Here is a 12,690-nt window from a genome sequence, read left to right as displayed (position 1 = left end):
GGGGTTCTCCCCGGCCCGCCCTGTATGCGGGTTCCCTGCTCACGCCGGCCCGGCACCGGGCCTCCGACGCCTCAGTCGCCGACCTCCGTGGCCGCCTGTGCAGGCACCTGGCCCAGCTCCCGGGACCGCTCGGTGGCCCGGATGACCGCCCGCACCAGCGCCTGGGCGAAGCCCGCCTCCCGCAGCACCTGCAGGCCCGCGGCCGTGGTGCCGCCGGGCGACGTGACCTGCTCCCGCAGCACGGCCGGATCGGCCCCGGTGGTGGCCAGCGTCAGCGCCGCGCCCTTCAGCGTCTGCAGGGTCAGCGCCCGGGCCACATCGGGGGCGAGGCCCACCGCCTCGCCGGCCTCGATCATCGCCTCGACGATGTAATACACGTACGCCGGGCCGCTGCCCGAGAGGCCCGTCACGGCGTCCATGTGCGCCTCGGCCACCGTGTACACCTGCCCCACGCTGGACAGCATCTCGGTGACCTGCCGCATCGCCTCGGGCGTGGCCGCCCGGCCGGCGCAGATCGCCGTGGCCGACTCGCCCACCTGACACGAGGTGTTGGGCATGGCCCGCACGACCATGACGCCCTCCGGCACGCGCGCTTCGATGAACGCCGTGCTGATGCCCGCGGCCAGGGAGAGGATGATCTGCCCCCGCCGGAAGCGGCCGCCCACCTCGGCCAGCAGGCCGGCCACGTCCTTGGGCTTGCAGGCCACCACCACCACCTGGCAGACGTCCACGACGTAACCCTTGCTTCCCGCCGTGCGCACACCGTACCGCCGGTGAAGGTCGGCCAGGCGCTCCCGATCGGAGCGGTTGCTCACCAGAACCTGCTCAGGCCGCACAACCCCGGCGTTCAGGATGCCGCGGATCAGGGCCTCGGCGATCGCGCCCGCACCCAGAAATCCCACGCTGCCTGTTAGCATCCGCTCCACCTCCGCTCTCGCTGCCCGCAGGGCCTGTGCTCAGGACCGGCATCAAAGCAAAACGCCCTTCGCCCAACCTCACGGAAGGGCGAAGGGCATGTAGCCTCCGCGGTACCACCTTCATTGGCCGCCTGCAGGGCGACCCGCTCTTGCGGGCACGATGGCCCGTGGCCCACGCTAACGGCTGGCCAGGCCGGGACGGCTCATCGCCGCCGGCTCCGGGGCGGGTTCAAGCGTCTCGCACCGACCCGGGCTCTCAGCACCGCCGCGAGGGCGGGCCCGGGCTCTCTGAGCGGCGGAGGGTGCGCTCTACTGTTCCCCATCGTCGCCTTTCGGTATTGAGTGCATCTTACCAGCGGGAGGTCGCCGAGTCAAGTCCTTTTTTCCTTTAGCGCGCGCAAGGCCCGGCTCACCTGCATGAACTCCTGCTGCAGGGACTCGGCCTCCCCCTCCCGCGGGGCGGCCAGGGCCGCGCTGAGCTGCGCCAGCCGGGTCTCCAGGAGCAGGATCTCCTCCGCGGCATCCGGAGCCTTCTCGGTCCTGCCCCGCGCGGCGTACTCGGCGTATGTGCCCCGGAACAGTTCCAGCCGCCCGTCCGCGATGTGCAGGATGCGGTCGGCCAGCCGCTGCACCAGGTAGCGGTCGTGGGAGACCAGGATCATCGTGCCCGGGTAATCAGCCAAGGCTTCCTCCACCCGCTCCCGGGAGGCGAGGTCCAGGCCGTTGGTGGGTTCGTCCAGCACCAGCAGATCAGGCTCGGCCAGCAGCAGCTTCGCCACCGCCAGCCGCACCTTCTCGCCGCCCGAGAGTACGGCCACCCGCTTGTAGACCTCCTCCCGTCGGAAGAGCAGGCACGCCAGCAGGGTGCGTACGCGGGCCTGGTCCGGAGCGGCGTTTCCGCCGCTGGCCTCCTCCAGCACGGTATGGCGGGGGTCAAGGCCCTCCAGTTCCTGGGCCAGGTAGCCGACCCTGACAGGCGCCACGTGCAGGCGGCCCTCCGTGGGCGTCAGTTCCCCTACCAGGAGCCGGATCAGTGTGGTCTTGCCGCTGCCGTTGGGGCCGAGCACCGCCACCCGGTCCCCCCGCTGCAGGTAGAAGGAGGCATCCCGGAACAGCCAGCGCCGGCCGTCGTAGGTAAAGCCCAGGCCCTCGGCCAGCACCAGGTTGCGGGCCACATCGGTGCCGCCCCGCAGGGCCAGGTTGATGTGCTCCGGCTCCCGGGGCTTCTCCACCTTCATGCGCTCCAGCCGCCGCTCCCGCGCCTTGGCCACCCGCATGTGGTTGCGGGCCATGTTCCGGTCGATGCCCTTCTGGAACACGCTGGCGGTGGGATCGGGCTTGGCGTTGTGCGCCCGGTTCGCCCACTCCCGCTCCCGGCGGATGGCCGCCTCCAGTTGCCTTTTCTTGCGCACGTACTCCCGGTACTCGGCGTCGGCCCGCTCCCGTTCGGCCTGCTTCTGCCTGGCATAGGCGGTGTAGTTGCCCGGGTACTCCCGGATGCGGCCGTTCTCCAGTTCGAGGATGCGGGTGACCACCTGGTCCAGGAAGTACCGGTCGTGGCTCACCAGCAGTATCGTCCCGCGGTACCGGCGCAGGACGTCCTGCAGCCAGTCCAGCCCCTCGGCGTCCAGGTGGTTCGTGGGCTCGTCCAGCAACAGCAGTTCCGGGGTCCCGGCGAGCACCTGTGCCAGCGCAGCCCGGGTCTTCTGCCCGCCGGAGAGCGCGCCGGCCGGCCGGCTGAGCAGGGAGCGGTCGATCCCGCAGCGGCTCAGCAGGGCGGGATCCACCGGGCCCAGCTGCTCGCCCAGCGACCGGTCCGGTTCCCACCGGTCCTCCTGGCTGAGGTAGGCCTGCGCGATGCCCGGGTGAATCCAGTGGAGCGTGCCCTCGTCGGGCGCCAGCTCGCCGGCCAGGATGCGCAGGAGGGTGGACTTGCCGCAGCCGTTCAGCCCCACCAGCCCCACCCGCTCACCCTGTGCCAGGTCGAAGCTGACGCCGTCCAATACCGTTCGGTTGGCAAACTCCTTCCGCAGGTTGCGGACCTGTAACGTCATCATCGTGAACCGCCTCCTCCGTCATGGTCGGGGCGGTCCCGTGCACGGGCAATGCAAAACAGGACCACGGGCCCTCCCGTGGTCCTGGTCTCCGCGATGGAATACCAGGTGCGTAACGCAAGCGCTGACAGGCGCCACCGTGACGGGACCGCTTCAAGCCGCGCCCGGTCCGCCGGCCAGCCGGCCGATGGTGCGGGCGCCGTATTCAGCTTAGAAAGCGGTCGTCCTCTTCACGGTCGTGTACCTCCGCCTGTGGCAACAGATTTCGTAACCAGTGTAGGGGTTGGCGAAGTGGAAGTCAAGGGAGCTGGGGGGGCCGTGAGCGCTGAGCGACGAGCGGTGCGCGATTGTCGGTGTGTTCTTGTTCGTAATCAGCAGACACCCCCACGTGCTCCTTGGGCACGACCACCACGCCGTCCAGGTCACCCACGATCAGGTCGCCCGGGTTCACGGTGACGCCGCCGCACTCCACGGGCACGTTCAGCGCTTCGGTCTGCTCTTCGGCCCAGTTGAGGGAGAACTTCAGAACGTACCGGGTGACGACGTTGACGAAGACCAGCACGAACATCAGGAACAAGAACGCGACCAGCACGGCTTTGTTGATCCGCAGCAGCCAGTCCTCAAACCGTTTCATCGCGTACCCCTCCTCGGCCCTTCGGTCTCTTCACCACCAAGGCTTCCTTCATCCGCCGGAGCCGGTCCGTCACCTCCTTCCCCTTCCGCAGGGCCACACCGGTCACCAGGATGTCGAGCAGGACCAGGTGCGCCAGGCGGGAGTGCATGGGCGGGAAGACGTCTGTATCCTCCTGAACGAGAACGCCCAGCACCTGCGAGCACTCGTCGGCCAGAGGCGACTGGGGCGTGGTAATGCCGATGACAAAAGCCCCCGCCGCCTTGGCCACGCGGACGTTCTCGATCAGCTCCTTGGACCGGCCGGTGTGGGAGATGGCGACGACGACGTCGCCCGGGCCGAGGGTGCTGGCCGACATGCACTGCATGTGGGAGTCGTACAGTGCGACGCAGGGAATGCCCAGCCGGAAGAACTTGTGGTAGGCATCGATCGCCACGACGCCCGAGGCACCGAACCCGTAGAACTCCACCCGGTTGGCGGCGGCCAGCCGGTCGATGACCGCCTCGACCTCCCCGGGATGTAGTTGCGCTACAACACCCGAGAGCGTCTGCACCGCCGCCCGGCCGACCTTCTCGATCAGCGCGCTGGTCTCGTCACCCGGCTGCACCTTGGGGTGCACGTACGAGGCACCCACGGCCAGCTCCTGGGCCAGGCGCAGCTTGAACTCCCGGAACCCATCCATGCCCAGGGACCGGCAAAACCGCACCACTGTAGGCTCACTGACCCCGGCCCGGGCAGACAGGGCGGCGATGCTCATGTTAATCACTTCGTGCGGGTCTTCCAGAATGACCTCCGCCACCTGCTGCGCGGTCGGGCTGAACCCGGCAGACATCTCCTTGATCTGATCCAGCAATCCCAGTGACTTGGTCATCTCTCTCACCCTCTCTGCGTTGTAAGTTTACTACACCCCGCAAGCAGCGTCAATATATTGAAGACTGATCCTCGTACGAAGCGAGCGTGTCGTAAGTGTCGATAGACAGTTGGTGCAGTCCCGCACGCAGACATGGTCCCGAAGGCGGGAGAGGCAACGCATCCATGGGGCTTGGTGGCCCCCGCGCCCGCGGACAAAAAGACCCCGGCACGGGGCCGGGGTCTTCACGGGCAGCTCTTACCGGTTTTTCGGCGCCGCGAACCGGGCGATGAGGATCGAGAGCTCGTACAGCCCGTACAGCGGCACCAGGAAGATCGTCATGGAGATCACGTCGGGCGGAGAGAGCACCGCGGCGAGGATCATGAGGGCCAGGAAGGCGTACTTGCGCACCCGGCCCAGGAACTCGTGGGTGACCAGGCCGAGCCGCGCCAGGATCAGCACGACCAGCGGCAGCTCGAAGGCGATGCCCAGCGGGTTGCAGATGCCCAGGATGAACGACACGTAGTTGCTGGGCGTGATGGCCACCTCAACCGCCGAGGCCTCGGCCATCGAGCGGAAGAACTGCTTGGTGACGGGCACCACGACGAACCAGCCGAAGGCCCAGCCTGCCACGAACAGACCCGTGGCGAAGGGCAGACCGAAGTAGAGCAGCCGCTTCTCCTCCGGTTTCAACGCCGGCAGGATGAAGGCCACGACCTGGTAGAGCACCACCGGAAACGCCAGCACCAGGCCCAGGATCAGCGCGAGCTTGATCTGCGTGATGAACGTGTCTCCGAAGGTGTACTGGATCAGCTGCACCCCGTCGGCCTTGGCCTGCTCCATGATGTACTTGAAAATGGGCTGCGAAACGAATACCGCGACGAAAACCCCCACCACAACGGCGATCAGCGACTTGATGATGCGCTCCCTCAGCTCCGTGAGGTGCTCCACAAGGGTCTGCTCTTTGTCCTGCATGCTGCCATACTCCCCATTCCGAGCGACTCCTGGACTTCAGCCGTATCTGCTCATGCCTGAAGTGTAGCCTCTTTGGGGAGGCAGCGTCAACCCACCCGACGGCCCCGTCCCATCATGCTCCGGCCTGCCTCACCTGGCCGCGACGCGCGTCAACCCTTGGTTGGGTCGACAGTAAGAAAAAAGGCCCGGCGGCGGTACCGCCAGGCCACTTCCCATACCGTTGTCACCGATCCCGGCCGGTCACGCCAGCTCCAGCGGCCCTCCCAGCAGCTTCACCAGCAGGTCCGCCGCAGCCTGTGCATCCCGGAGGTCCGCCATCTCCGCGCCGGTGCCCGGGTACCGGACGGGCAGGTCGATAACCGCCGTCGGCACGCCCGGGCCGACGCGGACGACCGTCCAACCCTCGCTGCCCGTGGGGCTCACGCAGCGCTGCAGCGGAATCCCTTCCGCCTCGGCCGCGGCGGCGATCCGCTCCGCCAGGCCGTGGTGCGCCACGAAACCGGCGTCCTTGAGGCGCAGGGCCGGCCCGCCGCCCAGGCGGGTGGCCACCTGCCGCACGCCGGGCTGGTCGCCGCTCGGGGCCGAGTCCACCAGGATGGCCAGGTCGGGCTCGGCGCCGAAGGCCGCCACCGCGGCGCCGCGGGGGGCCACCTCCCCCTGCGCGGTGAAGGCAAAGATCACGGTGTTCGCCGTGTCGCCCAGGTGCTCCGCAACCTCCAGCAGCACCGCGCAGCCCAGCCGGTTGTCCAGCCCGGGGCCTACGATCAGGTCGCCCCACGCCTCCACCGGACCGGCCAGGGTGCACATGTCGCCCAGGGCCACGCGCTCCAGGGCCTCCTCCTTCGACGCGGCCCCGATGTCGCAGAAGAGTTTCTTGAAGCTCAGCTCCTTCGGCTCGTCCACGTGCTCATACTGCAGCACGCCAGCGGCGCCGCTGCCCCACACGACCCGCTGGCCCACCGCATGGTGGACCTTCAGCCCGCCCACCGGGGCGAGGTAGATCAGCCCCTTGTCGCTGACGTTGAGGGCGATCGCCCCCGGAGTGTCCATGTGGGCCGAGAGCAGCACCCGGCGGCCGCCCTCCTTCCCCTTCCGCACGGCCAGCAGGTTGCCGAACCCGTCGGTGCGCACCTCATCCACGTAGGGCGTGATCATGGTCCGCAGGGTGTCGTGCACCCGCTGCTCCCTCCCCGAGGGGCCCCACAGCGCGGCCAGCTCCCTTACGCGATCACGCAGCTTCTCCTTCATGGGCGGAACTCCCCCTTCTCCACGCTTTCCAGGAACCGCCGGACCAGCTGCACCGCGCCGTCCACGTCGTCGAGGTGGCAGAGGGCGGCGTTGGTGTGAATGTAGCGGCAGGGCACCGAAATCGTGCAGACCGGCACGCCCTCCCGCACCCGGGCGATCGCGCCGGCGTCCGTGCCGCCCGCGGTCATGCGCCGGAACTGGTGCCGGATCCCGTGCTCCCGGGCCAGGCGCACCAGCTCGTCCCAGACCCGCTTGTGGGGGATGCCGGAGGCGTCCATCAGCGAGATCACCGGCCCCTCCCCCATGTTGGTGATGGTGTCGAACGGGTCGACCCCGGCCACGTTGGCCGAGCCCGTCCCCTCCAGGGCCAGGGCGACGTCGGGCTTCAGGTGGTAGGCCGCCACCTGCGCGCCCCGGAGCCCGACCTCTTCCTGGGTAGTGAACGCCCCCAGCAGGGTGATGCCCGGGAAGTCGTACTCCAGGAGCACCCGTGCCAGCACCGTGCAGCCCACCCGGTCGTCCAGGGCCTTGCCCTTGGCCACCCGGTCGCCCATCAGCTCGAACTCGGTGGCGAAGTAGACCGGGTCGCCCAGCTCGATGCCCAGCGCCTCTACCTCCGCGCGGGAGCGGCAGCCCAGGTCGACGTACATCTCGTCAAACGGGATGACTTTCTTCCGCTCCTCGGGGCTGCACAGGTGCCAGGCCTTGGCGCCGATGACGCCGGGGATGCGCCGGTGGCCCACCCAGACCTGCCGGCCGGGCAGCACCCGGTCGTCCAGACCGCCCACCTTGCGCAGCGACAGATAGCCCTCGTCGGTGATCTCGCCCACCAGGAAGCCCACCTCGTCCATGTGGGCGTCCAGCATCACCCGCACGGGCCCCGATCCCTTGCGGACGATCAGGTTGCCCATGGGGTCCGTCCACATCTCGTCGACCCGCGGCGCCAGGATCTCCTTCAGGAGGGCGCGCACCCCGCTCTCGTCGCCTGACACGCCGCAGGCATTCGACAACTGTTCTAGAAGCATCGCAACTCCTCCACAAAGGCCTGATCGATTCGCGCCACCACCTGCGCCAGCAGCCGGCCGGCCTGCCGGATGTCGGCCAGGTCCACCAGCTCCACCGGCGTGTGCATGTACCGGAGCGGAATCGAGATGATGCCGGTGGCCACCCCGCCCCGCACCACCTGCATGCCCCAGGCGTCGGTGCCCGAGGGGCCCGCCATCACTTCAAGCTGGTAGTCGATGCCGACCTCATCGGCGACCTTCCGGATCAACTTCGTCAGCGCGGGCGTGCAGCTTGGCCCCACGCCGATGGTCGGCCCTCCGCCCAGCGGGAATGTATCCTTCTCGCTGCCGGGGTGGCGGGCGAAGGTGACGTCGACGGCGATGGCGATGTCAGGCTCGATGGCGTAGGCCGCCGCCACCGCCCCGGGGTAGGCGCCGAACTCCTCGCTCACCGTGCCCACGGCGTAGAAGTCCGCCGTGTGGCGCAGCCCCTTCAGCTCCTGCAGAGCCACGGCCAGGGCGGCCTGGCTGGCCCGGTTGTCTAGGTAGCGGCTGGAGATGCGCCCGTTCTGCAGGATCCGGAACTGGTAGCGGAACAGCACAGGGTCGCCGATCTGCACCAGCTCCCGCACCTCATCCTCCGGGAGTCCGGTATCGATGAAGAGATCCTCCACCGGGACCAGCTTCCTGCGCTCCTCCGGGCTGGTCACGTGCGGCGGCTTCGTGCCCACCAGGCCGGGGATCACCCGGCGGCCGTGCACCTCCATCTCCTGCGCCATCAGGAGCCGCCGGTCCACCCCGCCCACGGGGCTGAAGCGGATGAAGCCGCCGGGCTCGATCGCGGTCACCACGCCGCCGATGGAGTCGATGTGGGCCGCGGCCATCACGCGCGGGCGGGGTCCCTTGCCCTCGCCCCGCTTCAGCCCGACGTAGCTGCCCAGGCGATCGAGGTGCGCCTCGTCCACCAGGGGGGCCCAGGCCTGCAGGAGGTACTCCGCCACCGCCCGCTCGTGCCCGGTGATGCTGCTGAGCCGGGTCAGTTCTGCCAGGTGTTGGGTGATGTCCAACGCGCGGTCGCCCCTTCTTTCCAGTGTTGCCCTGTTAGATTCGCCATCAACGCCCGCCTTCTCCTGTCCCCTCCGGCCAGCTCTCCTCCGAGAAGACCTCGATGCCGTGCCGGCGCAGCAGGGCGGCGGTGATGCCCCGTCCCGGGCGCACGGCGCCGCGGAAGGTGCCGTCGTAAATCGCCGCGCTGCCGCAGGAGGGGCTGCGCTCCTTCAGGATCGCCACGGTGGCCCCCGCGGCCTCGGCCATCCGCAGGGCCTCCCGGGCCCCGGCCAGGAACTGTTCGGTCACGTCCTCGCCGGCCGTGTTGACCACCCGGGCGCGGCCCTCCAGCACGTCGTCGCCGTCGCCGCCGACGATCTCCGCAGGCAGCCGCGGCGTGGGCAGGCCGCCCATCTGCTCGGGGCACACCGGCACCGCCTTCCCTTCCCGGATCAGGGCGATCACCGGGTCATGCGGCTTGGACCCCTGGTCGTAGCGGCAGCGGCAGCCCACCAGGCAGGCGCTCACCAGGATCATGGGTTCATCGCCTCCTCGTCTCTCGCATCCATTTCGCACCACAACCGCCGGACTCCTACCTGCCGGCGGCCAAGGACCGGGTGATCCCGGGGAACGGGATAAGGCCAACGTTCCGGCCAGATGCCCCTGCCACCCGGGCGGAAGCACGGGTCCGGCGTGCAGGAGGTGAGGATCACGGACCGGGGTCCCCGCCGGCTGGTGCTGGAGACGGGCGGGCCCCTCCGGGTGGGCCAGGCGGCCACCGTTCAGATCCGGACCGTGGACCGCTACGGCCGCCCCACGGATCTACATGGAAGGGACGTTTGAAGTGAACCCGTAAGGCGGACAAGCGCAGACCGCGGCCCGGCGGAAGGATCGCCGGGCCGCGGTTTCGCTTCGCTGGTCAAAGCTTGATCTTGTTCCCCTCCCAGTACTTCAGGAGCGGGTAGGAGTTGATGGGCTTCCAGTTGGAATCGTAGATCCCGAAGTGCAGGTGGTCGATGAACTTGCCGTAGGTGCCCTCCGGTCCCTCGCCCGTGGAGCCGACGTAGCCCAGGAGCTGACCCTTCTGGACATGCGCCCCCTCGTAGAGGCCCGGGGCGTAGCGGCTCAGGTGGGCGTAGTAGAAGTAGTAGCCCGGGTGGTCGTCGAGTTCGATGGTGATGCGGTAACCGCCCAGGGTGTTCCAGCCGTACCGGACGATCTTCCCGGAGGCCACGGCGACGATGGGGGTGCCGTACGGCGCGGGGATGTCGGTGCCCTCGTGGCCGAAGGTCTGGCCGTCCCAGTACCGGGAGGCGCCCATCGTATCGGCGTACGCGTAGTAGGTCGCGCCCTGGGGGAACGGGAAGACGTAGGTGGGATCCGCAAAGGGGGAATCGGGACGGGGATTGGGGTTGGTGCCGGCCGCCGGCTGCGGCGGGCGGTAGCCGTTGCTCACGGTGAGGGCCGCGTTGGCGTAGGAGACGTCGGCCCCGAGCCGAACCGCCAGCCACCACGCCGGCACCATGGCCTGGCCGTTCTTCAGGTACGGCTTCACCGGCGCCCACACCTCCCGGTCGTTCTGGAAGGCCAGGTGGGTACCGATCCACATGGTCAGCCAGTACCCGGGCTTGTAGACGGTGATCATCTTGCTCTTGCTGTCATAGCTGACCTTGTAGCCCAGACTCTCGGCAAAGGGCCGCACGGCCGTCACGAGCTGGCCGTCCACCATCTCGGCCTGTGTGTCGGCCAGCACGACGCCGTTGCTGACCACGCTGTAGCCCGCAGCGAAGGCCGGTGCGGGAACCGTGCCCAAACAAGCCGCAAGCACCAGGGCCGCCAGGAGCCGCCGTTTCCAGGAACGATGCATCGTCGATCCGCCTCCGTGTGCAGGTCTGTCGGGCGCAGGCTTCAGGTGGACTGTCAGCCCCACCCAGAATCCCCTTGATGTGTTAACGGTGATGGGGAATGTGTTCAATGGCCCAACCGGCAACCCCTGCCTTGTCCAACAATTACCAGCGATCACGACCAGCACTTTCCAGCTCGCGGGACAGCGGCCCTCCCGCCGCCCCTAAGCACCATGCACGCCCATCGCCCGCCGCAGACGGCGGGGCGATGGGCGTGCATCATGGCAGCCACTAGCGGTTCTGCTCCAGGTACTCCTCATAGGTGAGGCCCGACTCGTAGACTTTCCGGGCCAGTTCCTTGCCGAGGTAGCGCACGTGCCAGGGCTCGTAGATGTAGCCGGTAATGTGCTCCTTGCCCTCGGGATACCGGATGATGAACCCGAACTCGTGGGCACGGGCGGCCAGCCACTCGGCCTCGGGGGTGCCGGCAAAGCAGTCGTCTGCCGCACACACGCCGGTGCTGCCCGAGATATCCATGGCCAGGCCCGTCTGGTGCTCGCTCTGGCCGGGGCGGGCGCTGTAGCGCTCCGCCGCCTCCAGGCCGTCGATGCTCACGTAAGTGTCGAAGAGGAACGCCTGGTATTCGTACGAGCGGTACCCGGAGACGCCGGCCAGGTAGATGCCGTCCTCCTCCGCCGCCGCGAACATCTCCTCCAGGGCGGCGGCAGCCTCCGCCCGCATCAGCCGGCGCTCGTGCCATTCATCGAAGATGAACCGCACGTTGGGCTCCACCAGGTCCGGCGGCACGTAGTCCGCCGGCAGCGCGTTCTTCTTGTTGACCAGCACGTCGATGGCGTCGGGATTCGTGACCAGCCTCACCTCGCCCTCGCCTTCCCCGGGCGCCGGAGCCTCGGGCTCCTCAGCGGCCGGATCGGGCCCGGGTTCGGGCTCGTTGTCGACGGGGGCCGGCGTCTCCACGGCGGGATCGTCTCCCGGGCCGGGAGACGGCACCTGCCCGCCCACCGTGCAACCGGCCGTCAGCGCAGCGGAGACCAGCGCCAGCAGGGTCAGGCGGACGGGCTTCGTCGTAAAGGGCATTTGCTCACCTTCCTGCCAGAGTGATTCGTGACATACACAGGTTAGACGCTCCGCCGCCCCCGGCCGGTTCCGTCAGGCCACGGTCCGTCCGGCGAATGCCGCACAGCGAGGGGCCATCCCTCTCACCTGGTGCCCCCGCGCCCAACGCCTCATGCAGATCTGTGCACAAAAAAAGCGAGCGGCCCCGGCCGCCCCGGTCACACCGCGGACAGCGCGGATTCCGCCCGGTCCCGGGCCAGCCGGATGAGCCGGTCGGGATCGGTCCCCTCGTCGGGGTAGACCGCGACACCCGCGCGGAACGGCACCGGATACAGCGCCTCCAGCCTCCGCCGCACTGCATCGCCGCCTGAGGCGCCGGTCTCCGCCAGGACGAGGGCGACCAGCCTCGGGCCGATGCGGAGCGCCAGGTCGTACTCGCGCAGGCTGCGGGCGGCCGTCTCGACGAAGCCCGGCACCCGGTGCTCGGGCAGGGTGCCCGGCAGCCGGACGATCATCAGCGTCACCTGGAAGCCACCCAGGTCGGCCCGCCGGAACTCCCGCCGCAGGTACTCGGCCAGGGTCCAGCCCGGCGATTCGGCGCCGGCCTCGCGCGCCCTGGCCTCCTCCAGGCTCTCCCCCAGCCTGCGGAGCAGCACGAGCGAGGAGAACGGCTTACAGACCACGTTGCTCACCCCGGCGCTCGCCAGCTCGATCAGCCGCGGGATGGGCTGGGGCGGCGCCAGCACCACGACGGGCGTGTGCACCCACGCCGGATCGCTGCGCATCTGGCGGATCAGGTCGTCCACCGTGCCGTCGGGCAACTCCAGATCCGTAAGCACCGCGGCAATGCTGCGCGGGGCCGCTTCGGTGAGCGCCTGCACGGCCTCGTTCAGGCTCGCCGCAAGCACCACCTCGTGACCCACCGCCTCGAGCACGCTGGCGATGCGCTGCCGCTCCAGGAGCGATGGGTTCACCACCAGAACCCGTCCAGCCTGCCGCATGGGACCATCTCCCGCAATCGGTTCATTATTACTTTATATTTC

Annotated in this window: 13 protein-coding genes; 1 reads left to right on the top strand and 12 read right to left on the bottom strand. The window is 69.0% G+C overall.

The features are described 5' to 3' along the window. Positions 1-71: 71 nt before the first annotated feature. The 9 genes from proC to ACZ5UM_RS10480 form a co-directional block, all read right to left on the bottom strand. Positions 72-917, bottom strand: coding sequence for a pyrroline-5-carboxylate reductase (proC, locus tag ACZ5UM_RS10520; RefSeq protein ID WP_464844002.1), 846 nt, complete (start codon positions 915-917; stop codon positions 72-74). Between the two features lie 371 nt (positions 918-1,288). Next, positions 1,289-2,974, bottom strand: coding sequence for a ribosomal protection-like ABC-F family protein (gene abc-f / locus ACZ5UM_RS10515; protein WP_464844000.1), 1,686 nt, complete (start codon positions 2,972-2,974; stop codon positions 1,289-1,291). 295 nt (positions 2,975-3,269) lie between these two features. After that, positions 3,270-3,605 (bottom strand): TRAP transporter small permease, encoded by a 336-nt coding sequence (locus tag ACZ5UM_RS10510; protein ID WP_464843999.1) that lies wholly within the window; start codon positions 3,603-3,605, stop codon positions 3,270-3,272. After that, positions 3,592-4,473 carry a transcriptional regulator HexR gene (gene hexR / locus ACZ5UM_RS10505; protein WP_464843997.1) on the bottom strand — a complete coding sequence of 294 codons (882 nt, stop codon included), beginning with the start codon at positions 4,471-4,473 and terminating at the stop codon, positions 3,592-3,594. Before hexR ends, ACZ5UM_RS10510 begins: the two co-directional genes overlap by 14 nt. 237 nt (positions 4,474-4,710) lie before the next feature. Beyond that, positions 4,711-5,427 carry a twin-arginine translocase subunit TatC gene (gene tatC, locus ACZ5UM_RS10500; protein WP_464843996.1) on the bottom strand — a complete coding sequence of 239 codons (717 nt, stop codon included), beginning with the start codon at positions 5,425-5,427 and terminating at the stop codon, positions 4,711-4,713. Between the two features lie 240 nt (positions 5,428-5,667). Continuing rightward, the gene (locus ACZ5UM_RS10495) at positions 5,668-6,675 is read right to left on the bottom strand and encodes a M42 family metallopeptidase (RefSeq protein ID WP_464843995.1); all 1,008 of its coding nucleotides are present in this window, start codon (positions 6,673-6,675) and stop codon (positions 5,668-5,670) included. After that, positions 6,672-7,700, bottom strand: a complete 1,029-nt coding sequence (locus ACZ5UM_RS10490; RefSeq protein ID WP_464843994.1) for a M42 family metallopeptidase — start codon at positions 7,698-7,700, stop codon at positions 6,672-6,674. The genes ACZ5UM_RS10495 and ACZ5UM_RS10490 overlap by 4 nt, the downstream gene beginning before the upstream one ends. Further along, a complete protein-coding gene (locus ACZ5UM_RS10485; protein ID WP_464843993.1) occupies positions 7,691-8,746 on the bottom strand; it encodes a M20/M25/M40 family metallo-hydrolase in 1,056 nt (351 codons plus the stop codon). The genes ACZ5UM_RS10490 and ACZ5UM_RS10485 overlap by 10 nt, the downstream gene beginning before the upstream one ends. Before the next feature lie 46 nt (positions 8,747-8,792). Further along, positions 8,793-9,263 carry a 2-thiouracil desulfurase family protein gene (locus ACZ5UM_RS10480; RefSeq protein ID WP_464843991.1) on the bottom strand — a complete coding sequence of 157 codons (471 nt, stop codon included), beginning with the start codon at positions 9,261-9,263 and terminating at the stop codon, positions 8,793-8,795. Between the two features lie 156 nt (positions 9,264-9,419). On the opposite strand from ACZ5UM_RS10480, the gene ACZ5UM_RS10475 reads away from it, so the two are divergent. Further along, positions 9,420-9,569, top strand: a complete 150-nt coding sequence (locus ACZ5UM_RS10475; RefSeq protein ID WP_464843989.1) for a hypothetical protein — start codon at positions 9,420-9,422, stop codon at positions 9,567-9,569. Between the two features lie 76 nt (positions 9,570-9,645). Here ACZ5UM_RS10475 and ACZ5UM_RS10470 read toward each other — a convergent pair whose 3' ends face one another. The 3 genes from ACZ5UM_RS10470 to ACZ5UM_RS10460 all read right to left on the bottom strand — a co-directional run bounded on the left by ACZ5UM_RS10470 (position 9,646) and on the right by ACZ5UM_RS10460 (position 12,648). After that, positions 9,646-10,593, bottom strand: coding sequence for a stalk domain-containing protein (locus ACZ5UM_RS10470; protein WP_464843988.1), 948 nt, complete (start codon positions 10,591-10,593; stop codon positions 9,646-9,648). 268 nt (positions 10,594-10,861) lie between these two features. After that, positions 10,862-11,668, bottom strand: coding sequence for a M15 family metallopeptidase (locus tag ACZ5UM_RS10465; RefSeq protein WP_464843986.1), 807 nt, complete (start codon positions 11,666-11,668; stop codon positions 10,862-10,864). Between the two features lie 197 nt (positions 11,669-11,865). Beyond that, positions 11,866-12,648 (bottom strand): response regulator, encoded by a 783-nt coding sequence (locus tag ACZ5UM_RS10460; protein WP_464843985.1) that lies wholly within the window; start codon positions 12,646-12,648, stop codon positions 11,866-11,868. Positions 12,649-12,690 lie beyond the last annotated feature (42 nt).

It is taken from the genome of Symbiobacterium ostreiconchae, from assembly GCF_055396975.1.
The sequence above is the reverse complement of the archived record's forward strand: the minus strand, read 5'-3'. Positions and strand labels throughout refer to the sequence as shown.

Bases quoted from the DNA above. Each gene is read 5' to 3' on its own strand.
- proC (WP_464844002.1), bottom strand. From the start codon at position 917: ATGCTAACAGGCAGCGTGGGATTTCTGGGTGCGGGCGCGATCGCCGAG.
- abc-f (WP_464844000.1), bottom strand. From the start codon at position 2,974: ATGATGACGTTACAGGTCCGCAACCTGCGGAAGGAGTTTGCCAACCGA.
- ACZ5UM_RS10510 (WP_464843999.1), bottom strand. From the start codon at position 3,605: ATGAAACGGTTTGAGGACTGGCTGCTGCGGATCAACAAAGCCGTGCTG.
- hexR (WP_464843997.1), bottom strand. From the start codon at position 4,473: ATGACCAAGTCACTGGGATTGCTGGATCAGATCAAGGAGATGTCTGCC.
- tatC (WP_464843996.1), bottom strand. From the start codon at position 5,427: ATGCAGGACAAAGAGCAGACCCTTGTGGAGCACCTCACGGAGCTGAGG.
- ACZ5UM_RS10495 (WP_464843995.1), bottom strand. From the start codon at position 6,675: ATGAAGGAGAAGCTGCGTGATCGCGTAAGGGAGCTGGCCGCGCTGTGG.
- ACZ5UM_RS10490 (WP_464843994.1), bottom strand. From the start codon at position 7,700: ATGCTTCTAGAACAGTTGTCGAATGCCTGCGGCGTGTCAGGCGACGAG.
- ACZ5UM_RS10480 (WP_464843991.1), bottom strand. From the start codon at position 9,263: ATGATCCTGGTGAGCGCCTGCCTGGTGGGCTGCCGCTGCCGCTACGAC.
- ACZ5UM_RS10470 (WP_464843988.1), bottom strand. From the start codon at position 10,593: ATGCATCGTTCCTGGAAACGGCGGCTCCTGGCGGCCCTGGTGCTTGCG.
- ACZ5UM_RS10465 (WP_464843986.1), bottom strand. From the start codon at position 11,668: ATGCCCTTTACGACGAAGCCCGTCCGCCTGACCCTGCTGGCGCTGGTC.
- ACZ5UM_RS10460 (WP_464843985.1), bottom strand. From the start codon at position 12,648: ATGCGGCAGGCTGGACGGGTTCTGGTGGTGAACCCATCGCTCCTGGAG.